Origin of the sequence: Brevibacillus ruminantium (genome assembly GCF_023746555.1) — a bacterium.
Lineage (GTDB): Bacteria > Bacillota > Bacilli > Brevibacillales > Brevibacillaceae > Brevibacillus > Brevibacillus ruminantium.
Genome location: NZ_CP098755.1, coordinates 3,458,034 through 3,479,927, shown reverse-complemented (window position 1 = coordinate 3,479,927; position 21,894 = coordinate 3,458,034). Strand labels below are relative to the sequence as shown.

Below are 21,894 nucleotides of genomic sequence, written 5' to 3'. Positions count from 1 at the left end.
CCATAAGAAAGGAGGTTCCCCCATGCAGGTGAAACAAACAAAGTCCCAATGGAAGCCGGTCTCGTCTCCGCAGATGCGGGAGATGATCGAAAAGCAAGTATTTGAGATAGCTGCTCGGCTGCAGGATGCTGCGTACACGGCCAAGATCGCCGAAAACGCAGAAAACCGGTTTGAAAGCATGGGTGCACAGCATGCCTTGTTTCATCCTGCGTCGCTGGCAAGCGGTTATACGGGGATCAGTCTGCTGTATGCCGAGTTGGACAAAAACGATCCGAACTACGGCTGGGATGTAAAAGGACACACACTGTTGACAGCAGTCCAACAGGAAGTGCAGCGTACAGGCATCCACGGACTTGGTCTGTGGACAGGTCTTTCAGGCATCTGCTTTGCTGTTCATCTGCTGTCGCGTCAAGGCACCCGTTACCAGGTTTTTCTGCAAAAATTGGAGGAGCAGCTGGGAAAACGACTCCCCGAGTACCTCGCAGGGGCGAAAGCGCGGCTCCAGGATCGTCCGGCGATGAGCGACTATGACGTGATCAACGGCGTAGCGGGGATTGGGCGTTACTTGCTGCTTCGGCAGGACCAGCCCGAGCTGGTGAAGCTCCTGTATGATGTGATCGCTTATCTGGTGGCTCTCGCTGGCGAAAGAAAAGTGGCAGGGAAGAGCGTTCCGGCATGGCACATCTCAAAAGAGAAGCAGGCGACGATCGCAGATGCGGAGAGATTCCCCCAAGGAAATTTCAACTGTGGTGTCTCCCACGGAATACCAGGGGTGCTCTCTTTGCTGTCACTCGCTTTGCAGCATGGTGTGGAGATAGAAGGTCAGCGGGAGGCGATACAGCGCATCGCAGAATGGCTGCTGGCATGGAAGCAGACGGATGCGTACGGGGATCTCTGGGCTCCACAGCTTAGCCTGGAGAATTGGGAAATGGGAAAAGTAGACCCCTTCGTGCATCGGGAGGCGTGGTGCTACGGAACGCCGGGAGTCGCCCGTGCGCTCTGGTTGGCGGGAGAATCGCTCGGGCAAGCAGACTGGAAGCAGGCAGCACTAAAGGCATACCGGGGAACGTTTCGGCGTCCGCAGGAATTGTGGAATCTTTACGCTCCGACGATCTGTCACGGGTATGCCGGTTTGCTGCTGATGACCCAGCGCATGTACGCCGAAAGCGGGGAGCTGAGAGCGGAACGGGACAGGCTCGCGGAACAGGTCATCACCATGTTTTCGTCAGAAGCGCCTTTCGGTTACTACGAGGTACAGCGGCTTGCATCCGGTGACAGACGGCTTCATTACCCTGGACTTCTCGATGGCGCGGCCGGTACCGCTCTTGTGCTTCTCAGCCTGTTGCGTGCTGAGCCGCCGGAATGGGAAGCGGCTCTTTTGCTTTCGTAAAAACCGGGAGTACACAGCACGTTGTCTGTGCTGGTCAACTCCAAGCACGATCAGACCGAAGAGACAGGGATAGAACCGATAAATTCTATGCAAAGTCGACTCAAAGGCTCTGCAGCGCGAGTCACGATCTGGTGCTTTACTCCAGGAACGGAAACCATTCGGGCTTGCGGTAAGTGTTTTCCCATAAGCTTGCCGTACGGATGCATGTGCGTGTCCTGCTGGCCATACAAGAGCAGCACGGGCTGCTTGATCTCATGCAAGCGCTCTGTGCAGCGGTAGCGATGGCCGATCGTATACAGGTGATGAAGGGTCTTGGCGTCCGTCCGGCTGCCATGCGTGATCCATCGTTCTTTGTCTGACTCTTTGTCCAGGTGTGAGGAGGCAGTCGAGCGGGCCAATACTCCCACACCACCCATCCTGGCAATTGCCTCGGCCAAATAAAAGCGCGAGTGCAGGTACCACTCATTCACCTCGGAAAAACCGCTGACCAGCACAAGACCCGCGATTGAATGCGGATGGCGCAGGCACCATTTCAGGGCGAGAGAAGCCCCTTGGGAATAGCCCATCACGACCACTCGCTCATGTCCGAGAGCGTGAATCGTTTCCTCCAACGTCTCGCTAAGATCGGCCATCGTAAAAGGGATGGGCAGCGGATCGCTCGCTCCGTGGCCGGGAAGATCAGGGAGGATAAGTTGAAAGTGCTCGGCTAATTCGTGTAAACGGGAGAAATTGATCATCCCGATGCCAGGCGCATGGATGCATACAAGCGGCTGGCCGTTGCCGTACAGCTGCACCGCTAGCTTGGAGCCTTTAGCAGATGAAACGATTGATGTTTCGCTCATTCGTGATTCACCTCTGTTTTATCCTGTCCGAAACTGCGCATAGTTTTTTCGTCCGTTCGCTTCTTTTTTTGGTGAGGAAATGGTATCCTCGCAGTATGATACCCAAAGAAAGGCGGTTGACCCCCTTTGTATCAAGAACGTATTCAGCGCATTCTTGCCTATATGCAAAAGGAAGGAATAGACGTTGCTTTGATTACATTGCCAAAGCACGTTTACTACCTGACAGGGTTTTTGACCGAGCCGCACGAGCGGTTCATGGGCCTGGTAATCCCAGCTGCCGGAGAACCTTCCCTGATCGTTCCGGCACTGGACCGGTCGGCTGCGGCCGAAGCGTCTGCCATGAAAAACATTCTGACCCATACTGATACAGACAACCCTTATGATGTCTTGAAGAACGCCTTGCCACCCGGACTAAAAACGCTGGGGCTGGAAAAAAGTCACATGACAGTTGACCGCTTTGAAGCGATGAGTGCGCAGATTGCTGCTGAAAGCTATGTCGATGTAGAGGAGCCGCTTCGTGAAATGCGTTTAATCAAATCAGCGGATGAAGTAGAGCGCATGAAGCACGCTGTCAAGCTGGTGGAAGCTGCTTTGGACGCGGTTGTGAAGTCACTGAAGCCTGGCGTCACCGAAGCGGAAGTGGTTGCTGACCTGGAATACCAGATGAAACGTTTGGGCGCGGAGGGACCATCGTTTAGCACGATGGTGCTGGCCGGCGAAAAGTCCGCCCTGCCTCATGGAAAACCAGGCAGCCGTGAGGTCCGAGAAGGTGAGCTGCTTTTGTTTGACCTCGGAGTCCTGGCAGACGGGTACGTGTCAGACATCACGCGCACCTTTGCCGTTGGTGAAATCAGCGAGCAGCTTCGGGATATCTATGAAACCGTGCTGGCCGCCAATGAAGCGGCGATTGCCGAGGTTCGCCCGGGTGTAACCCTGGCCCATTTGGACCAAACCGCACGCCGCGTGATTTCAGACAAGGGATACGGAGAGTACTTTATTCACCGACTGGGACACGGCCTGGGGATGGATGTGCACGAGTATCCTTCCGTCCATGGGCAAAACCAGGATACACTTCGTCCAGGAATGGTATTTACCATCGAGCCGGGTGTTTATGTGCCGGGTGTTGGCGGTGTGCGAATTGAGGACGACATTCTGGTTACAGCGGACGGATGCGAAGTGTTGACGCAATATCCGAAGCAACTGCAAGTGATTGGAAAATAGAATACGAGCTACTCGTTTCATGGTGTAATCCGGAGCGAACATCGTTCCGGTTACTTAATAGGGAAGATCGGTGAAAATCCGACGCGGTCCCGCCACTGTGAAGGGGAGCGTCCTTGCGTGAATCCACTGTTTTGCCAGAGCGCGAAATGGGAAGGAGCAAGGCGTGATGAACCCAAGCCAGGAGACCTGCCATGAAGCACGCACGATGAACCCACGCGGATGGGGAAAGTGTATCAGGAGCATCAGCGTAGACGCTATCCGGCTATCCTTTTGTTTCTATGCACATGCAAGCTATAAGAAGCATCTTCCGCAAACATCGGAAGGTGCTTTTTTTCTGGCATCCCTCCGCTCACACTGGTAAAACCACCGCGTTACAGACATCAAGAGACGAGAGGCGAACACGTGGTTTTTCATAAATGTGTAGTGATGAAAAGGGAGGAAGTAACATGATGAAAGCTAAGTACATAGGAATTCGGAACTGGATGCTAACAGGGATCGCGGCTGTCCTGTTCCTCACCGGCTGCGGCAGCGCCACTCCAGCAAACAACGCGTCTGCTCCCAATAATACTCCGTCGCAGGAAACGGCGAAAGCTGGTGACGGAAACAGCACGAATCCGGTTACTGTCCAAATAGATGGGAGAACAGTTACGTTCACCGAGGTGCCCAAAAGAGCAGTTTCCCTCAATCAACATGTGACTGAGGTGATGCTTGCCCTCGGTCTTGAAGACAAGATGGCCGGGACCGCGTATCTGGACGACAGCATTTTGCCGGAATACCAGGACGCCTACGCCAAGGTTCCCGTTCTTTCTGCGAAGTACCCATCCAAAGAAGTGCTGCTTGCAGCAGAGCCGGACTTTGTCTACGCTGGCTGGAAAAGTGCTTTTACAGAGAAAGCGGTCGGAACGATTGATGGATTGGAAAAATTAGGGATTAAGCCGTATCTCCACCAATCCTCCAACATGACAGGGCCAGAGCCCGAAGATGTTTTTGCTGACATCAGCAATATCGGCCGTATTTTCCGGGTGGAAGAGAAGGCAGACGAACTGATTGAGAAAATCAAAAAAGAGATGAAAGAAATTACTGACCGAATTGGGGAACAAAAAGAACCGCTGCGTGTTTTCGTCTACGACAATGGAGAAGACCAGCCTTTTACGGCGGCTAATAACTATATGACGACTTTGATTCGACTTGCAGGAGGCAAAAACGTATTTGATGATATCCCGAAAGGCTGGACAACCACTAGCTGGGAAGAAGTAGTCGCGCGCAAAGCGGACGTCATCGTCATCGTCGATTACGGAGATAAGACTGTGGAGCAGAAACGCAACTTCCTGCTGTCGAAAAAAGAACTGGCGGAGCTGCCTGCCATCCAGAACAAGCGACTGATTGTGCTGCCTTTGTCTGCAGCCGCAGAAGGGGTACGAGCGCCGCTTGCCTTGCAAACACTTGCCGAAGGGTTCTATCCGGAAGCATTTAAGCAATAATCCTGGTAACCCGCCGCCCTGGCCTGTTATTGCTGATCGCGTCGAAGGGAGGATAAGATGCCTAAAACAACGGTTGAGAAAATGGTCTCCACGAAGGGACCGGAAAGCAGCGAAATGCTCACAAAAGACATCAGAAGGTCGAAGGCATGGTTTTCATCGATTTTGCTGCTTCTGGGTATCGGCCTCGTTGCCAGTGTGACGTTGGCCGTTACGCTTGGGTCAGTTGCAATTCAACCGGAAACGGTATGGCGAATCGCCCTCTCCCATGTGCCAGTGATCGGGGGTTGGGCAGAGGCAGACTGGTCAAAATCGGAAGAAACCATCATATGGCAAATCCGTTTTCCACGCGTGCTCCTGGCCGTGATTGTGGGAGCGGGTCTGTCAGTGGTCGGCGTGACGATTCAGGCACTGGTGCGAAATTCGCTGGCAGATCCGTATCTGCTTGGCGTTTCCTCGGGCGCATCCGTTGGTGCCACGCTCGCCATTCTGCTTGGAGCATTCAGCATGTACGGGCAATATGCCGTTTCAATGGCAGCATTTACTGGCTCGCTCATTTCCACCATCTTGGTGTTTACGCTGTCCCGGATGGGAGGACAGAACTCGACAGTCCGATTGCTCATGTCCGGCATCGCCGTAGCGGCTGTGTTGTCAGCCATTACCAGCATGATCATCTTTACGGCACCAAACGAGCACGGCATTCAGACGGTCCTGTTCTGGATGCAGGGCAGCTTGGCCGGGGGGAAATGGACGTATCTCGGCATGCCTTCTTTTATTGTTCTGGTTGGGCTTTTCGCATTGATGCTACAGTACCGCTCCCTCAATGCCATCATGATGGGAGAGGAAACGGCCCGTACCTTGGGGGTCAATACGGAGCGATTCCGAAAAATACTGTTGGTGATTACTGCTTTGTTGACAGGTGTCATCGTCTCGATAACCGGAGCCATTGGCTTTGTCGGACTGATGATACCTCACATGGTACGCATTGCGGTGGGGTCCGACCATCGCAGAGTACTGCCGGTCAGTGCTTTGTTTGGCGCGATTTTTCTGATCTGGGCGGATGTTCTGGCGAGGCTGCTATTCGCCCCGCAGGAACTGCCGATCGGAATCATCACGTCACTTTGCGGCGGGCCGTTCTTTATCTGGCTCATGCTGCGCAACTCTTATTCGTTTGGAGGGGGGAACTCATGAATCTCCAAGCCAGGCAGGTTTCGGTAGCGCTGTCCGGGAAAAAGATCCTGGAGCACATCGATGTCCAGGTGAGTCAGGGAATGTTCGTCGGGTTGATTGGGCCGAACGGGAGCGGAAAATCGACATTGCTGAAAAGCATGTACCGGATCAAAAAACCGGATGATGGGATCGTCTCCTTGAATGGGGAAGACGTCTACCAACTCTCGGCGCGTCAAGCTGCGCAGCGCATGGCGGTTGTTCGCCAGGAATCTACGGTGGAGTTTGATTTTACAGTGCGGGAGATTGTTATGATGGGCCGCACCGCTCATAAAAGATTGTTTCAAACCGATACGGCCGAAGACACCCGTTTGGTTCATGAGGCCTTGGTCCGCACGGGTATGGAGGAATATGCGGAGAGAAGCTTTCAGTCCCTTTCTGGAGGCGAGAAGCAGCGCGTCATGATTGCCCGGGCACTGGTTCAGGAAGCCAAGCTGCTGATATTGGACGAGCCTACCAATCATCTGGATATACGTTACCAGCTGCAAATCATGGATCTGTTGAGAAATCTTCGGCTGACCGTCCTTGCAGCGCTGCATGATTTAAACATCGCAGCCATGTACTGTGACCATCTGTATGTGATCAACGAAGGGCGGATCGCAGCCAATGGCACCCCGGAAGAGGTGCTCACACCCAATTTGATTCATGAAGTGTTTGGGGTGGAAACAGAAATCTACGTGCATCCAAAAACACAAAAGAAGCATATCGTCTTTTTTTCCGGCATGCATACATCCCGTTGGGAAAAAGAGGAGGTATCGACAGCGCTATGAGTGTCTATCTGTGCACAGTATGCGGATTTCGCTACGATGAATGGCTGGGTGACAGTAAAAATGGCGTGCCGCCCGGCATTTCTTTTGAACGGCTGGCAGGCTCGGTCTGCTCCACCTGTGGACTTACAGGCGGAAGGCATGAGCGATTGCCGGGGGCCAGATACACGGGGCTTGAAGCCACCTATTATGATCAGTTCGCAGGAAAAACAGGTCTAGTCTTTTTTCGAGACTGGATTTTAAACGGGGAGCTGCCTGCTTCCGTGCTGGAGCTGGGCGTAGGAACGGGCCGAATAGCCATGGAGCTGGTCAAACACGGCATTACTGTCTGCGGTGTGGATAACAGTCCGGACATGCTGGAGCTGGCAGGAAAAAAGAGAAGTCGTCTGGGAAAAGGCAAAGAGCACTTGTGGGAGCTCGTTGAACAAGACGCCTTGCAGCTGAACCTGAATCGCAGCTTTACGCATGTCCTGCTAAACGAAGGCTTTCTGCAGCACTTTACAAGACGTTCGGAACAAAGACAAGTATTGCAGAGGATCTGGGAACACTTGAGCACGGGTGGATTTGCCGCAGTGGAGATTATTCTTCCCCCCGCCGGTCATGAGTGGAGAACCCAGCAGCGCAAATGGGTTTTTCCGGACAAGATGGTCTATCAGCATATAGCGGGAGAGACATCGCTTGCCCGGCAATTATTCCGCTACTCGCTTACGTATGAAACCTACTTGGAGCAGGTAGAACAGCCGCGTTACCGGGTCGAACGGGAAATGGCCTTGATTCTGCCAGGGGAACTGGAGCTGCTGCTCGAAGCTGAACAATGGCGGATAGTCGCCGTACATGAAGACGACACCTTTCCACGACCGACTGTCTCCGACGCTTCACAGGAAGAGAAGCCCTCTTTCTCATCAGAAAAACGCACGAAAGCAAACTATGATCCCGACCGCTGGAGGGAAGGCGGTTACCCGTTTGTCAGCGGCCCTGGAGAATGCAATACAGGTGCAGCGAGAATCATTGTGATCGCACAGAAAAAAACGTTGTAACAAATAACCGTCAGGTGCATCTAATCAAGGAAGAAGCAGGAAGGGAGGCGCGCCCGGTGGATAAGCTTCAGCAGACTACAGAAGCTTCTTTGGATCGCCTGATGAGGGAATACGGGACGCGTGTTCTCCGGCTGGTTACCTTGATGGTGAAGGACCGAGCCCTGGCGGAGGATATTACCCAGGATGTGTTTCTCAAAGTCTACCGCAACCTCGCAGCATTCCGCGGGGAAAGCAGCGTCCACACCTGGATTTATCGCATCGCAGTAAATGAGTGCAAGGGACATATGCGCTCTTGGGCATTTCGCAATTTGCTGCCGCACTCCTGGATACAAAAAGCGGGTGACGTATCGACGGAAGGGATCGTGGTGGAGCGGGCGGCTAAAGATGAGCTTGTTCGCCTTGTGTTAGCGTTGCCCCCACTCTATCGGCAGGCCGTCGCGCTTCATTACTATGCAGAGATGTCGATTGCCGAAGTGGCAGAAGTGCTGGGAGTCACCGAGGGGACGGTTCGGACGAGGCTTCATCGGGCCAGACAGAGGCTGAAAGAAGACATGAGGAACGGGGAGGGTTGGGAATGGACCGAGACCAATGGCTAAAGGAATTGAAAGAGCGAGCGGATCGGGCCGTACTTCATGATGTTGCCTTTTCCCCGTCGATGGAAGAGAAGGTCAGACGGGCAGCAGAACGGGAAAGGCAAGGGAAGAGAGCCTATTTTGTCCGCAGGGTGTGGGCCTTCCGGTCGGCAGCATCGGTGGCAGCTGTTGTATTCTTGTTGATTCTCCTCGGCTCTGCCGTGATACGCTTGCCGGAGAATCACCATGCGAGGGAGCCGCTGCAGGAGCGCCCCTGGCTGCCCGGAACAGTCGTCAATCCCCCTGATCTATGGAAGCCTTCCCCGCCCACCGTGGAACAAAAGGACGATGGGGTTTTCAGTTATCTCGGAGAAAAGCCGGTGCGCGTTATTACAGATGAGCACGGATATTATGAGGACCAGACACAGACCATGACCGTGCTGTTAAACGGCAGCTTTGCCAAAGAAGTGCAACTGGTGGCATACAGCACAAAAAGCAAAAAAGTCGAGCTGGGAACCTACCAAGTGATGGGGACGCTCTATGATGCAGATGGGCATTTTCGTGCGGGAGTTGCTTTGCCTGACCCAGGCGTATGGAAAATCCAGGTGCTCTCCGAAGGCAAGCACTTTGGACAGGTATTTATCGAAGTGAAAGAAGGAATCTCTCCTGTCAATCGAGATTTCCTTACACCGCTGGTAACCAGTTATTTGCAGTCTGCTCAAGGGGATTTGGCCGGGCTGGGCACAGATCGGGAGGTAAAGCTCGCTTTGGTCGGTGTTGAAGCGCCTAATCCCGAAAAAAGACGGGTTTACGCATGGGTTAGCATAATAGGCAAAGCAGGAGAAGCTTCTCCCGGTCTGAGCTGTCCGATTGTCCTGGATATTTTCTATACACAATCGCTGGGAAAAGGCGATTACCGGGTAGTCGGTCACCGCATTCCGGAAGATGGCTCGCTTTATCAGAGCAGTTTGAGAGAGATGTTTCCCGAGAAATATCTGAAGCGGCTCGATGAGATTAAAAGGCCGTGACAGACGGACAGGACACAACTGCGCCGGAAGAAATGTTAACGACTCTGCAGTGAGGAAATCATGGCGGCGATCTTTTCTCTCGTCTCCGCCAAACGCTCCTCAGCTCCATGGAGATGGATGGGCTCACTCCAGGCAAATCCATCCCCTTGAAATCGGGGAATAATATGAAGGTGAAAGTGATTGAGGTCACTGAAGCGGCCTCCGTTCTGACAGACAGTGATGCCGTCTGGCTGATAAAGTTCGTTCAGCGCAGCTGATACCTTTTGAATTGCCTCGATGACGGCAAGCGCCAGCGCGTCATCCATCTCGCTCCACTCTTTCACGTGCTCCTTTGGCAAGACGAGAGTATGGCCTTCTGCGAAAGGATCGATATCCAGAATGCAGCGAAGCCGATCATTTTCGTAAACGGTATGAACAGCTTCGAAGCCAAGAGCCAAGTGGCATCCGACACAATTTCCAACTGCTATGGATGTATGGGAGTATTCGATTTGTTGCATGGCAAATTTTCCTTTCCTGCATCATTTTCTCATCTGCATCATTTTTAACCAGCCGCTTTATATATTTCGCTGTTTGCCCCTTCCATACCTGTTGGTAAGGAAACGGCAACATCGTGACAAACGCTTTGTTGCTCGCAATACCGCGCTTTGATATAATAAACGTTAGTGTATTTTTTCGGAACGCGGTCTGAAGCAGGTATACAGGCGTCGTTCAGATGGCGTGGGAGGGAACTGACAACACATGGATCGCCGTGAAAGACAAAAACGCATTCGCAATTTTTCCATCATCGCGCATATTGACCACGGGAAGTCTACATTGGCTGACCGCATTTTGGAATCGACTGGTGCTTTGTCTGAGAGGGAAAAAGAAGCACAGTTTCTGGATTCGATGGATCTGGAAAAAGAGCGCGGGATTACAATCAAATTGAACGCAGTACAGTTAAAGTATAAAGCGGACGACGGGGAAGAGTACATTCTGCACTTGATCGATACACCTGGACACGTCGACTTCACCTATGAAGTCTCCCGCAGTCTGGCTGCTTGTGAAGGAGCCTTGCTGGTCGTGGACGCGGCTCAGGGCATCGAAGCACAGACGCTGGCCAACGTGTATCTGGCACTGGACAACGATCTGGAAATCATTCCGGTCATCAACAAGATCGACCTGCCAAGCGCGGAGCCAGAACGTGTCAAGCAAGAAGTAGAGGATGTCATCGGGCTGGACGCAAGCGATGCCTGTCTGACTTCCGCCAAAGCCGGAATCGGGATCAAGGACGTACTGGAAGCTGTCGTCAAAAAAGTGCCAGCGCCAGAGGGAGATCCCGATGCGCCGCTGCAAGCCTTGATCTTTGACTCGTACTTTGACCCATACCGGGGAGTTATCGCGTCTGTCCGAATCGTGAACGGAAGCCTCCGAAAAGGCATGAAGATCAAAATGATGGCGACAGGCAAAATCTTTGAAGTGACGGAAGTAGGCGCCTCTATGCCGCGCCAACGCCCCGTTGAAGAATTGACAGTGGGTGACGTAGGCTATGTGGCGGCCGCCATTAAAACAGTGGGAGACACACGGGTCGGGGATACGATTACCGATGCTACCCGTCCGGCAGCAGAGCCGCTCCCTGGATACCGGAAAATCAATCCGATGGTGTTCTGCGGTCTCTATCCGATCGACACCAGTGATTACAACGATTTGCGTGAAGCCCTGGAAAAACTTCAATTGAACGATGCTTCGCTCCAGTATGAGCCGGAGACATCCCAGGCCCTTGGCTTTGGCTTCCGCTGCGGATTCCTTGGACTTTTGCACATGGAGATCATCCAGGAGCGGATTGAGCGAGAGTTCAATATCGACCTGATCACCACGGCACCAAGCGTGATCTATCGGGTCACCATGACCAACGGGGATGTCATCGAGATCGACAACCCGTCGAAAATGCCGGAAGTGCAGAAGATCGAGATGATCGAGGAGCCGTATGTAACGGCTACTGTCATGGTTCCCAAAGATTACGTGGGCGACGTCATGCAGCTTTGCCAAGGTAAACGGGGAGAGTTTCTCGACATGCAGTACATGGGCGAGAATCGCGTACAGTTGAAATACGACATGCCTCTCTCCGAGATCGTCTACGATTTCTTTGATCTGTTGAAGTCGGGTACCAAAGGCTACGCGTCGTTTGACTACGAGTTGGCAGGTTACAAACCGTCCAAGCTGGTTAAGATGGATATCCTCCTGAACAGCGAAGTAGTGGATGCTCTGTCCTTCATCGTCCATAAAGACAGTGCCTACCCACGCGGCCGCACCATTTGTGAAAAGCTGAAGGAGCTGATCCCGCGCCAGCAGTTCGAGGTGCCGATTCAGGCTACAATCGGACATAAGGTTGTCGCGCGTGAAACCATCAGCGCGCTTCGCAAAAACGTATTGGCCAAGTGTTACGGCGGGGACATCAGCCGGAAACGGAAGCTCCTGGAGAAACAAAAAGAGGGGAAAAAGCGGATGAAATCCGTCGGCTCCGTCGAAGTGCCACAGGAAGCGTTTATGGCTGTCTTGCGCATGGATGAGAAGAAATAATAACGAAGCAACCGCAAGCATGTGATCAAACCTGCACGAAAAATGTGCAGGTTGCAGATTGACAGACCTGACCCATCACGTCAGGTCTTTTCACTTTCTTTTGTAAAGGAGGGAGCACAGCAATGGCCCCCCAATCGGTTTATATTCATATTCCTTTTTGTACCAATAAATGTTATTATTGTGACTTCAACTCGTTTGTCACCAATAACCCGCAGTTGATTTGGGATTACCTGGACGCACTGGAGAGCGAAATGGAGCTGACCTTTGCGAAATGGCCAGTCCAGCAGGTAAAAACTATTTTTGTCGGCGGTGGGACACCCACGTTTCTTGATCAGGCCCAGATGAAGCGATTTCTGGAGATGGTGCAGAAGCATCTTGGCGCTTTTGCTGCGCCTGATCTGGAATTTTCGATGGAAGCCAATCCGGGAACGACGGACAAGGATAAGCTGCGCTTGATGCGCGATATGGGAGTAAACAGACTCAGCTTTGGCGTGCAGTCATTCGACTCTGCTTTGCTGAAGCGTCTGGGGCGGATTCACGATGTGGAGCAGGTTTACCAAAGCATTGACAACGCTGTCTCTGTCGGGTTCGACAACTTGACGATTGACCTGATGTTCGGTCTGCCGGACCAGACCATGGACATTTTTCGGGATACCCTGCACAAAGCCTTTCAATTGCCCACCACCCATTTCTCTGCATACAGTTTAAAGGTAGAAGAAAATACGCTGTTTCACACCTTGTACCAAAAGGATCAGCTGCCGCTGCCGTCCGAAGAGACAGAGCTGGATATGTACCTGCTGCTGATCGAGGAGATGGAGCGCCACGGCTACCTGCAATACGAGATCAGCAACTTTGCAAAGCCCGGTTTTGAAAGCAGACATAATAAAACCTACTGGCTCAACGAAGAATATTATGGATTGGGTGCTGGCGCCCACGGCTATGTGAACCAGGAACGCCATGTAAATGCCGGACCGCTGGCCGTCTATCTGCAAAAATGCAAGGAGGGTCTGCCGCGGGTTGAGCAGTTCCGAGTGGAAGAGAAGGAAGCGATGGAAGACCACATGATCATGGGTCTGAGACTGCGTGAAGGGGTGGATGCGCAGCGGTTTGAGCGCAGGTTTGGCAAACCGTTACGGGAGCAATTCGGAGCCATTATCGAAGAAGAGGTAGCGAAAGGCATGCTGGAATGGAAAGATGGCGGGGTTCGGTTGACCCGACAGGCATTGCCGCTGGGAAACGAGGTTTTCGCCCGTTTCCTGGGAGAGTAATTGGAAAGAAGAAATACGAAGGGTTTTCGGGAAAACATTGACAAATTCCTCGCATATTGATACCTTAATAAATAGAATTAGCACTCGATCGTAATGAGTGCTAACAACAGGGAGGCGAAGGCATCATGTTATCGGACCGGCAAAGATTAATCCTCAATGCGATCGTCGATAATTACATTCATTCGGCCGAACCTGTAGGCTCCCGTACGATTTCCAAACGAGAGGGTATCGGCTTTAGCTCGGCAACCATTCGCAACGATATGGCCGACCTAGAGGAGCTGGGATACCTGGAGCAGCCTCACACCTCTGCAGGTCGAGTGCCGTCTACCAAAGGGTATCGCTTTTATGTTGACAACCTGATTCAGCCGCATTTGTTGAGCGATCTGGAGCTGGGTAAGCTGAAACATCTGTTTGCCGAACGCATTCATCACTTTGAGCAAGTGATTGAATACACCGCGCAAATCCTTTCCCATGTGACCAACTACACAGCCATTGTACTGGGGCCTGAGATTTTCGAGCATCGTTTGAAGCATATTCAGATTGTCCCGTTAAACGAAGAGCAGGCAGTGGCCATCATGGTGACAAATACCGGGCGAGTGGAGAACAAGCTGATCGATCTTCCCAAGGGAGTTCTCCCGCAAGAAATCGAAAAGCTGGTTAACATATTGAATGCCAAACTTTCTGAGGTTCCGTTGTGGCAGCTGCGACAGCGGCTTTATCAGGAGATCGCCAGTGAGATGAGGCGTCATGTGGAGCAATACGAAGAGATGCTGCACATACTGGAGGATTCCTTGAGTCAGGATGAATCCGAGCGCGTCTATCTGCGCGGCGCGACCAAAATTATGGATCAGCCGGAGTTCCGGGATGTGGATAAGGTAAAAGACATTCTGCAGCTTTTGGAACAAAACGATCAACTGATCCATCTGTTTGGAGCACCGGCAGCAGGTCTGACTGTGCGAATCGGGCAGGAAAATCAATTGGCCGCGGTCAAGCAGTGCAGTATCATTACCACTTCCTATTCCCTCGGCGGCAAGCCTGTAGGGATGGTTGGAATACTGGGGCCAACGCGTATGGAATACAGCAAGGTGATCACCGTGCTCAATTACCTCGCGGAAGGTCTTTCTCATATGCTGACCTCGGAATTTGAGAAATAGTATGATGGACGTCTCGGCAATCATGCCACGGCGGTCATGGGAGGTATTGTGAATCTTGAAGGATGAAAAATGGAACCAGGAACAGGATGTTTCACTTGAGCAAGAAGAGGAGAAAGCTGCTCCAGAAAGCGAGCAGTCTGATCTGAATCAGGGGGATGCGGCACAAGAAGATTGGCAACAGCAAGCCGAACGCTACAAAGCACAGGCAGAAGAGCTGAACAACCGACTTCTCCGAGCAATGGCCGACATGGAAAACATGAGACGCCGTCTGCGGAAAGAACAAGAGGATTTGGCCAAATACGCCTCGCAAAAAGTAGTGGAGGAATTGCTGCCAGTCCTGGACAACTTCGAGCGTGCCCTGTCAGCGGACAAAGAGACGATGACGGTCGACTCGCTCCTGACGGGTGTCGATATGGTGTACCGACAAATGGTGCAGGTCTTTGAAAAGGAAGGACTTGCCCCGATTCAGGCAACCGGACATCCTTTTGATCCGCATGTCCACCAGGCGGTTATGCAAGTGAGTGAACCTGACCAGGAGTCGGGCGTGGTCGTGGAAGAGTTCCAAAAGGGGTATCTCTTCAAAGATCGTGTGATTCGTCCGGCGATGGTAAAAGTAAACGCCTAACCGCAATTTCCCTGAAACATACACATAACCCGAAAATCAGTTCGTGAAGCGTGAGGAGGATTTTACAGTATGAGTCGTGTAATCGGTATTGACCTCGGAACTACAAACTCTTGTGTGGCCGTAATGGAAGGCGGAGAGCCAGTCGTTATCCCCAATCCCGAAGGCAACCGCACTACTCCATCCGTGGTAGCTTTTAAAAACGGCGAGCGCATCGTTGGGGAAGCCGCGAAGCGCCAAGCGATTACCAATCCTGACAACACCGTGATGTCCGTCAAGCGTTACATGGGGACCAACCACAAGGAAACGCTGGAAGGAAAAGAATACACGCCGCAGGAAGTTTCTGCGATGATTTTGCAAAAGCTGAAATCCGATGCGGAAGCATATTTGGGCCAGACCGTTACCCAAGCCGTCATCACCGTTCCTGCTTATTTTAACGACAGTCAGCGTCAAGCGACCAAAGACGCAGGAAAAATCGCAGGACTGGAAGTTTTGCGTATCGTAAACGAGCCAACAGCAGCAGCTTTGGCTTACGGTATGGAAAAGAGCGAAGATCAAACCGTACTGGTTTACGACCTCGGCGGCGGTACCTTTGACGTATCGATTCTGGAGCTCTCCGAAGGGTTCTTTGAAGTAAAAGCCACTTCCGGCGACAACAAGCTCGGAGGTGACGATTTTGACCAGGTCGTCATCGATTATCTCGTTAGCGAGTTTAAAAAAGAGCATGGCATTGATTTGTCCAAAGACCGTATGGCGCAGCAACGTTTGAAGGACGCTGCCGAGAAGGCGAAAAAGGATCTCTCCGGCGTTTTGACCACGACGATTTCTCTGCCGTTCATCACAGCAGATGCGTCTGGACCGAAGCACCTGGAGCTGAATCTCTCCCGTGCCAAATTTGAAGAGCTGTCTGCTCATCTCGTAGAACGCACCATGGGTCCTACCCGTCAAGCGCTGCAGGATGCAGGTCTCTCTCCAAATGAAATCGATCGCGTGATCCTCGTGGGTGGTTCTACGCGGATTCCGGCTGTACAGGAAGCGATCAAGAAATTTACTGGCAAAGAGCCGCACAAAGGCGTAAACCCGGATGAAGTAGTCGCATTGGGTGCCGCGGTTCAGGCAGGCGTACTCACAGGCGATGTGAAAGACGTGGTTCTGCTGGACGTAACCCCGCTGTCGCTTGGTATCGAAACATTGGGTGGCGTATTCACCAGGCTGATCGACCGCAATACGACGATTCCGACCAGCAAATCGCAGGTATTCTCTACGGCCGCTGATAACCAGACATCCGTAGAAATCCACGTGCTGCAAGGGGAACGTCAAATGGCGGCAGATAATAAAACGCTGGGCCGCTTTACTCTCTCGGATATTCCACCGGCACCGCGCGGCATTCCGCAAATCGAAGTATCCTTCGATATCGACGCCAACGGAATCGTGAACGTCCGGGCGAAAGACCTGGGCACGGGTAAAGAACAACGCATCACGATCACTTCCAACTCCGGCTTGTCGGATGACGAGATCGACCGTATGGTGAAAGAGGCCGAACTGAATGCGGAAGCCGACAAGCAGCGCAAGGAAGCTGTCGAACTGCGCAACGAAGCGGATCAGCTCGTATTCACTACCGAGAAAACCCTGAAAGAAGTAGAGGGCAAGGTAGATCAGGCTGAGATTGACAAAGCCAACGAAGCCAAAGAAAAAGTGAAGAAAGCGCTAGAAGCTGGCAACCCGGATGAGATCAAAGCAACCAAAGAAGAGCTGTCTGCGATCATTCAGCAAATCTCCGTAAAGCTGTATGAGCAAGCTGCACAAACTGCTCAGGGAGCACAGGGTGCGGACGCCGCAGGTGCTTCCGGCGAAGCGAAAAAAGAGAACGTCGTAGATGCTGACTACGAGGTTGTTGACGACAAGAAGTAAGATGAGAGCAAGAAAAAAAGTCAAAGTCACGGAACACTGACTTTGACTTTTTTTCAAGTCTGCCACATGCTATGATAACAGTTGACTGTCATGGGAGTGATTCAGGAGATGAAACGGGATTATTATGAGGTACTGGGTGTCTCCAAGGATGCGGATGCCGAGGAAATCAAAAAGGCGTACCGGAAATTGGCCCGTCAGTACCACCCCGATGTAAATAAAGAGGCAGATGCCGAAGAGAAGTTCAAAGAGGTGAAGGAAGCCTACGACACTCTCTCGGATCAGCAAAAACGCGCGCAGTATGACCAGTTTGGCCATCAGGACCCGAATCAGGGCTTTGGCGGCTTTAGCGGTTTCGATTCTTCCAATATGGGCGGCTTTGGGGACATTTTTGATATGTTCTTCGGCGGCGGCAGACGTGCCAATCCCAATGCGCCGCGCAAAGGCGCAGACCTGCAATTCGGCTTGTCGATTGATTTTACGGAGGCTGTTTTTGGCAAAGAAACAGACGTGGAAATTCCCAAAGAAGCAGAATGCGACACCTGCCACGGCTCCGGTGCCAAGCCAGGTTCCCCCGTGGACACCTGCCAGACCTGCAAAGGTACGGGTCAGCAGGAGGTTGTGGCCAACACGCCGTTTGGCCGTATTGTCAATAAGCGCGTTTGCCCGACATGCGAGGGCAAAGGAAAAGTGGTCAGAGAAAAATGTACGTCATGCCGCGGAGCAGGCCGCGTAAAAATCCGCCGCAAAATCCATCTCAACATACCGGCCGGCGTGGATGACGGTGCGCAGCTTCGCGTATCGGGCGAGGGAGAACCCGGTTTCAACGGAGGCCCTCCAGGCGATTTGTACGTCGTCTTGCGCGTGAAAGCGCATGAGTTTTTTGAAAGGGAAGGGAACGATATTTACTGTGAGGTGCCGATTACCTTTGCCCAGGCAGCGCTGGGTGACGAGATTGAGGTGCCGACGGTAGATGGTCGTGTCAAACTAAAAATTCCCGCCGGTACACAAACGGAGACCTTTTTCCGTCTGCGTGGAAAAGGCGTTCCGTTCTTGCGCGGAAATGGGCGCGGCGACCAGCATGTAAAGGCGCGTGTCGTTACGCCGAAAAAATTGAACGACAGACAAAAAGAACTGTTGCGTGAGTTTGCAGAGTTATCGGGAGAAGCGCCGGGTCATCATGCCACTGAGGACAACGAGAGCTTTTTTGAACGAATGAAACGGGCTTTTCGAGGAGAATAACCTCGCCTGAGGAAATGAGCAGATTGGGGAGTTGGTATTTCATGAAATGGTCGGAAATTAGTATCCATACAACAGCAGAGGCAGTAGACGCAGTGTCCAATCTATTTTACGAGATCGGAGCCAACGGGGTAGTGATCGAAGACCCGGAGGTACTGCATCGCGACTGGGATACACCGTTTGGTGAAATCTACCAGCTATCCCCGGATGACTTTCCGGCCGAGGGCGTATTCGTCAAAGCGTATCTCGCAGCAGAGAGCAGTGCGCTGAATGAGCTGCTGGAAGAACTGAAGCAGCAGCTCGACCAGTTGACAGGCTATGGCTTGGACATTGGGAAAGGCACCATCGCCGTCAATGATGTTCATGAAGACGAATGGGCCCACGCCTGGAAAAAGTACTATAAGCCCGTGCACGTATCCGAGCGGATGACGATTAAGCCCGTGTGGGAGGAGTATCAGCCGAAGGGTGCAGACGAAGTAATTATCGAAATGGACCCGGGCATGGCATTTGGCACAGGGACTCATCCGACGACTATCCTTTGTCTGCGTGCCTTGGAGAAGTACCTGCAACCGGGAGATCGCGTCTATGATGTCGGTACGGGAACGGCCATCCTCAGTATTGCCGCTGTGAAGCTGGGAGCAGAGCACGTTTTGGCGATGGACCTGGATGAAGTGGCTGTCCGATCCGCTCAGTCCAATACCGAATTAAACGGTGTCGATCAGAAAATTACGGTGAGACAAAACAACCTGCTGGAAGGTGTCGAGGACCCGGTAGAGGTTGTCGTCGCCAATATTCTGGCCGAGATTATTGTCCGCTTTACCGATGACGTCTATCGCGTGCTGAAACCAGGCGGTACCTTTATCGCTTCCGGCATTATCGAAATCAAGGCGGATGATGTAAAGGCGGCCATGACTGCTTCCGGTCTCGACATCGTGGAAACCATTTTCATTGACGATTGGGTAGCCATTACTGCAAAAAAACGTTAAAATAATGGGGTTGGCGAGATGCAAAGATATTTTGTCGAGCCACACCTCTTTTCTGAACAAGAGGTTCGGATAACAGGCGACGACGTTCATCATATTGTAAATGTCATGCGGGCAAAGAGCGGCGAGGAAATCATCGTCAGCGATGGTGCTGGCCGATCTGCTCGCGCCCGATTGGAATCCTTGTCAGCAAAAGAAGTGGTGGCTGCTGTCACGGAGTTTCTGGAAGAGAAGCGAGAACTGCCGATTCACATTACCATTGGACAGGGATTACCAAAAGGTGAAAAGATGGAGTGGATCCTGCAAAAGGGAACGGAAATGGGCGCGTTCGCTTTTTTTCCTTTTTCCTCAGAACGCACGATTGTCAAGCTGGATGCAAAGAAAGAAGCCAAGAAGCTGGAGCGTTGGCGCAAAATCGTGAAGGAAGCGGCTGAACAGTCTCATCGCAGCGTGCTGCCGGAGCTGCTCGCACCTGTTTCCTTTCGTCAGATTTTGGAAGCCTCCACTCGTTACACCCGAGCGGTCATTGCTTATGAAAAGGAAGGCACCCAAACACTGCACCAGGTCTTTCCTGCCCTTTCACCAGGTGATTCCCTGCTGGTTTTGATTGGACCAGAAGGTGGATTTACTCCGGAGGAAGTGTCAGCAGCAGAGGCAGCCGGCATTGCGTCTGTCGCTCTTGGCCCTCGTATCCTGCGGACGGAAACCGCTTGCCAATACGTATTGGCGGCGGCATCTTTTCAGTTTGAGTAGTATTTGCCGGTTCTGCATGCAGATCGGATAATGAATCATACAGTTTGAAAGGAGGAAGCGCAATGTCAACGGTTGCTTTCCATACATTGGGATGTAAAGTAAACAGCTACGAGACGGAAGCGATTTGGCAGTTATTTAAAAACAACGGCTACGAGCGAGTCGACTTTGAACAGGATGAAGCTGACGTTTACGTCATTAATACATGCACAGTAACCAACACAGGCGACAAGAAAAGCCGTCAGGTCATTCGTCGGGCGATCCGCCGCAATCCAGACGCGATTGTTGCCGTGACCGGTTGCTATGCGCAAACCTCTCCAGGTGAGATTGCCCAGATTCCCGGAGTGGATATTATCGTTGGGACACAGGGACGCGAGAATTTGATCGAGTATGTGGACCAGATTCGCAGAGAACGCACCCCGATCAATGCTGTCGGGAATATTATGAAGGCGCGAGAATTTGAAGAGTTGGATGTACCCAACTTTACAGACCGCACACGTGCTTCCTTGAAAATCCAGGAGGGCTGCAACAACTTTTGCACCTTCTGCATTATTCCGTGGGCGCGCGGACTGATGCGCTCCCGCAAACCGGAGAGCGTGCTGGAGCAAGCAAGACAACTGGTCGCAGCCGGTTATTTGGAAATCGTCCTGACCGGTATTCACACAGGCGGCTATGGCGAAGACCTGGAGGATTACAACCTGGCCAAGCTGCTGGTTGATTTGCACCAGGTGGAAGGGCTTAAACGTATCCGCATCAGCTCCATTGAAGCCAGCCAGATTACCGACGAAGTGATCGATGTGATCAATCATTCGGATCTCGTCGTCCGCCATCTGCACGTACCGCTTCAGGCTGGAGACGATGAAGTCTTGAAGCGGATGCGCCGGAAATACACGACGGCTGAATTCTACGAAAAAATGGTCAAGGTACGGGAAGCCTTGCCTGGCGTCGCGTTGACTACAGATGTGATCGTCGGCTTTCCGGGAGAAACGGACGAGCAGTTCCGGAATGGTTACGAGTTTATTCAAAAAATCGGTTTTGCGGAGCTTCATGTCTTCCCGTATTCCATGCGGACGGGTACACCGGCTGCCCGCATGACGGATCAGATTCCAGAAGAGATCAAGCATGAGCGGGTCACCCAACTGCTTGAGCTGAACCAACAGCTGACACTCCAATACGCGAAAAAATTCGTGGGAGACGTCCTCGAGGTGATTCCCGAAAGACCTTATAAAGAAGCACCAGAAAGCGGCCTCTTGATGGGGTATTCTGACAATTACCTCAATCTTGTTTTCCCAGGCGATGAATCGATGATTGGTAAAATCTGTAAGGTTCGTCTCGATGAAGCCGGCTCCGAATATTGCAAGGGCACCTTTGTCCGCGTGCTGGACTATCCTGTGCCAGCAGCGTTGAAGGAAAAGGTCGTATGAAAGAGATCTCGGCAGGCGGCGTCGTCTATCAGGCCACGGACAACGGTCTTTTGATCATGTTGATTGAAGATCGCTATGGGAAAGTGACCCTTGCCAAAGGCAAGCAGGAACTGGGGGAAACGATTGAAGAAACTGCGCTCCGAGAGGTTTTGGAGGAGACAGGTGTTGGCGGGCGTCTGATGGATAAGCTGGACACCATCTACTACAACTATCACCATCCGGTAACAGGGGAGCTTGTGAATAAAGAGGTGCACTACTATCTGGTGGAGGCCTACTCTACGGAGATTGTTGTGCAGGAAGAAGAGATCAACGCCGTTCACTGGCATTCGCCGGAAGAGGCGTGGTCCCTGCAGCTTAGCCGTGGGTATCGAAATAATGATAATGTGCTGCGATTGGCTTTGCACCATTTCGGGATTGAGGTGTAGGAA

20 protein-coding genes and 1 riboswitch are annotated in these 21,894 nt (G+C 52.3%); of the genes, 18 read left to right on the top strand and 2 right to left on the bottom strand.

The genetic code is table 11. From position 1 onward, the window contains the following. The first annotated feature begins 22 nt into the window (after nt 1-22). Nucleotides 23-1,390 (top strand): lanthionine synthetase C family protein, encoded by a 1,368-nt coding sequence (locus NDK47_RS17220; RefSeq protein WP_251870973.1) that lies wholly within the window; start codon nt 23-25, stop codon nt 1,388-1,390. Nucleotides 1,391-1,440: 50 nt separating this feature from the next. On the opposite strand, the gene NDK47_RS17215 is transcribed toward NDK47_RS17220, so the two are convergent. Next, nucleotides 1,441-2,232 (bottom strand): alpha/beta fold hydrolase, encoded by a 792-nt coding sequence (locus NDK47_RS17215; RefSeq protein ID WP_251870972.1) that lies wholly within the window; start codon nt 2,230-2,232, stop codon nt 1,441-1,443. A 126-nt stretch (nt 2,233-2,358) separates the two neighbouring features. On the opposite strand from NDK47_RS17215, the gene NDK47_RS17210 reads away from it, so the two are divergent. The 7 genes from NDK47_RS17210 (at nt 2,359) to NDK47_RS17180 (ending at nt 9,562) form a co-directional block, all read left to right on the top strand. Then, nucleotides 2,359-3,453 carry a M24 family metallopeptidase gene (locus NDK47_RS17210; protein ID WP_251870971.1) on the top strand — a complete coding sequence of 365 codons (1,095 nt, stop codon included), beginning with the start codon at nt 2,359-2,361 and terminating at the stop codon, nt 3,451-3,453. 3 nt (nt 3,454-3,456) lie between these two features. After that, a riboswitch (cobalamin riboswitch) is annotated at nt 3,457-3,661 on the top strand. A gap of 241 nt (nt 3,662-3,902) precedes the next feature. Beyond that, nucleotides 3,903-4,934 carry an ABC transporter substrate-binding protein gene (locus NDK47_RS17205; RefSeq protein ID WP_407653450.1) on the top strand — a complete coding sequence of 344 codons (1,032 nt, stop codon included), beginning with the start codon at nt 3,903-3,905 and terminating at the stop codon, nt 4,932-4,934. Between the two features lie 114 nt (nt 4,935-5,048). Then, entirely contained in the window at nt 5,049-6,122 is a 1,074-nt protein-coding gene (locus tag NDK47_RS17200; protein ID WP_251876221.1) for a FecCD family ABC transporter permease, read from the top strand. After that, complete coding sequence (locus NDK47_RS17195) at nt 6,119-6,928, top strand: heme ABC transporter ATP-binding protein (RefSeq protein ID WP_251870969.1); 810 nt, start codon at nt 6,119-6,121, stop codon at nt 6,926-6,928. The genes NDK47_RS17200 and NDK47_RS17195 overlap by 4 nt, the downstream gene beginning before the upstream one ends. Next, nucleotides 6,925-7,962, top strand: coding sequence for a methyltransferase domain-containing protein (locus NDK47_RS17190; protein WP_251870968.1), 1,038 nt, complete (start codon nt 6,925-6,927; stop codon nt 7,960-7,962). The genes NDK47_RS17195 and NDK47_RS17190 overlap by 4 nt, the downstream gene beginning before the upstream one ends. A gap of 56 nt (nt 7,963-8,018) precedes the next feature. Further along, nucleotides 8,019-8,558 (top strand): sigma-70 family RNA polymerase sigma factor, encoded by a 540-nt coding sequence (locus NDK47_RS17185; RefSeq protein ID WP_251870966.1) that lies wholly within the window; start codon nt 8,019-8,021, stop codon nt 8,556-8,558. Further along, entirely contained in the window at nt 8,537-9,562 is a 1,026-nt protein-coding gene (locus NDK47_RS17180) for a hypothetical protein (protein ID WP_251870965.1), read from the top strand. Before NDK47_RS17185 ends, NDK47_RS17180 begins: the two co-directional genes overlap by 22 nt. A 35-nt stretch (nt 9,563-9,597) precedes the next feature. Here the strand turns inward: NDK47_RS17180 and NDK47_RS17175 are convergent, their stop codons facing one another. Then, nucleotides 9,598-10,059 (bottom strand): HIT family protein, encoded by a 462-nt coding sequence (locus NDK47_RS17175; protein WP_251870964.1) that lies wholly within the window; start codon nt 10,057-10,059, stop codon nt 9,598-9,600. A 241-nt stretch (nt 10,060-10,300) separates the two neighbouring features. Between NDK47_RS17175 and lepA the strand changes: the two genes are divergently transcribed. From lepA to NDK47_RS17125, 10 genes are all read left to right on the top strand, one after another. Further along, a complete protein-coding gene (gene lepA / locus NDK47_RS17170) occupies nt 10,301-12,118 on the top strand; it encodes a translation elongation factor 4 (protein ID WP_251870963.1) in 1,818 nt (605 codons plus the stop codon). A 122-nt stretch (nt 12,119-12,240) separates the two neighbouring features. Next, nucleotides 12,241-13,386, top strand: a complete 1,146-nt coding sequence (hemW, locus tag NDK47_RS17165; protein ID WP_251870962.1) for a radical SAM family heme chaperone HemW — start codon at nt 12,241-12,243, stop codon at nt 13,384-13,386. A 125-nt stretch (nt 13,387-13,511) separates the two neighbouring features. Next, entirely contained in the window at nt 13,512-14,540 is a 1,029-nt protein-coding gene (gene hrcA / locus NDK47_RS17160; RefSeq protein WP_251870961.1) for a heat-inducible transcriptional repressor HrcA, read from the top strand. Between the two features lie 55 nt (nt 14,541-14,595). After that, on the top strand, nt 14,596-15,165 hold the full coding sequence (grpE, locus tag NDK47_RS17155) for a nucleotide exchange factor GrpE (RefSeq protein ID WP_251870960.1): 570 nt from the start codon (nt 14,596-14,598) through the stop codon (nt 15,163-15,165). 69 nt (nt 15,166-15,234) lie between these two features. Continuing rightward, on the top strand, nt 15,235-17,073 hold the full coding sequence (gene dnaK, locus NDK47_RS17150) for a molecular chaperone DnaK (protein ID WP_251870959.1): 1,839 nt from the start codon (nt 15,235-15,237) through the stop codon (nt 17,071-17,073). Nucleotides 17,074-17,181: 108 nt separating this feature from the next. After that, a complete protein-coding gene (gene dnaJ, locus NDK47_RS17145; protein ID WP_251870958.1) occupies nt 17,182-18,312 on the top strand; it encodes a molecular chaperone DnaJ in 1,131 nt (376 codons plus the stop codon). A gap of 41 nt (nt 18,313-18,353) precedes the next feature. Beyond that, complete coding sequence (prmA, locus tag NDK47_RS17140; RefSeq protein ID WP_251870957.1) at nt 18,354-19,295, top strand: 50S ribosomal protein L11 methyltransferase; 942 nt, start codon at nt 18,354-18,356, stop codon at nt 19,293-19,295. An 18-nt stretch (nt 19,296-19,313) separates the two neighbouring features. Then, nucleotides 19,314-20,045, top strand: a complete 732-nt coding sequence (locus NDK47_RS17135; RefSeq protein ID WP_251870956.1) for a 16S rRNA (uracil(1498)-N(3))-methyltransferase — start codon at nt 19,314-19,316, stop codon at nt 20,043-20,045. 62 nt (nt 20,046-20,107) lie between these two features. Further along, nucleotides 20,108-21,466 (top strand): tRNA (N(6)-L-threonylcarbamoyladenosine(37)-C(2))-methylthiotransferase MtaB, encoded by a 1,359-nt coding sequence (mtaB, locus tag NDK47_RS17130; protein WP_251870955.1) that lies wholly within the window; start codon nt 20,108-20,110, stop codon nt 21,464-21,466. Further along, entirely contained in the window at nt 21,463-21,891 is a 429-nt protein-coding gene (locus tag NDK47_RS17125; RefSeq protein WP_251870954.1) for an NUDIX hydrolase, read from the top strand. Before mtaB ends, NDK47_RS17125 begins: the two co-directional genes overlap by 4 nt. The last annotated feature ends 3 nt before the right edge of the window (nt 21,892-21,894 follow it).

Coding starts and splice junctions, on each gene's coding strand:
- NDK47_RS17175 (WP_251870964.1), bottom strand. CDS start 10,059: ATGCAACAAATCGAATACTCCCATACATCCATAGCAGTTGGAAATTGT.
- hemW (WP_251870962.1), top strand. CDS start 12,241: ATGGCCCCCCAATCGGTTTATATTCATATTCCTTTTTGTACCAATAAA.
- NDK47_RS17125 (WP_251870954.1), top strand. CDS start 21,463: ATGAAAGAGATCTCGGCAGGCGGCGTCGTCTATCAGGCCACGGACAAC.
- dnaJ (WP_251870958.1), top strand. CDS start 17,182: ATGAAACGGGATTATTATGAGGTACTGGGTGTCTCCAAGGATGCGGAT.
- lepA (WP_251870963.1), top strand. CDS start 10,301: ATGGATCGCCGTGAAAGACAAAAACGCATTCGCAATTTTTCCATCATC.
- NDK47_RS17195 (WP_251870969.1), top strand. CDS start 6,119: ATGAATCTCCAAGCCAGGCAGGTTTCGGTAGCGCTGTCCGGGAAAAAG.
- NDK47_RS17205 (WP_407653450.1), top strand. CDS start 3,903: ATGAAAGCTAAGTACATAGGAATTCGGAACTGGATGCTAACAGGGATC.
- NDK47_RS17180 (WP_251870965.1), top strand. CDS start 8,537: ATGGACCGAGACCAATGGCTAAAGGAATTGAAAGAGCGAGCGGATCGG.
- dnaK (WP_251870959.1), top strand. CDS start 15,235: ATGAGTCGTGTAATCGGTATTGACCTCGGAACTACAAACTCTTGTGTG.
- NDK47_RS17200 (WP_251876221.1), top strand. CDS start 5,049: ATGCTCACAAAAGACATCAGAAGGTCGAAGGCATGGTTTTCATCGATT.
- NDK47_RS17220 (WP_251870973.1), top strand. CDS start 23: ATGCAGGTGAAACAAACAAAGTCCCAATGGAAGCCGGTCTCGTCTCCG.
- NDK47_RS17190 (WP_251870968.1), top strand. CDS start 6,925: ATGAGTGTCTATCTGTGCACAGTATGCGGATTTCGCTACGATGAATGG.
- mtaB (WP_251870955.1), top strand. CDS start 20,108: ATGTCAACGGTTGCTTTCCATACATTGGGATGTAAAGTAAACAGCTAC.
- prmA (WP_251870957.1), top strand. CDS start 18,354: ATGAAATGGTCGGAAATTAGTATCCATACAACAGCAGAGGCAGTAGAC.
- NDK47_RS17215 (WP_251870972.1), bottom strand. CDS start 2,232: ATGAGCGAAACATCAATCGTTTCATCTGCTAAAGGCTCCAAGCTAGCG.
- hrcA (WP_251870961.1), top strand. CDS start 13,512: ATGTTATCGGACCGGCAAAGATTAATCCTCAATGCGATCGTCGATAAT.
- NDK47_RS17135 (WP_251870956.1), top strand. CDS start 19,314: ATGCAAAGATATTTTGTCGAGCCACACCTCTTTTCTGAACAAGAGGTT.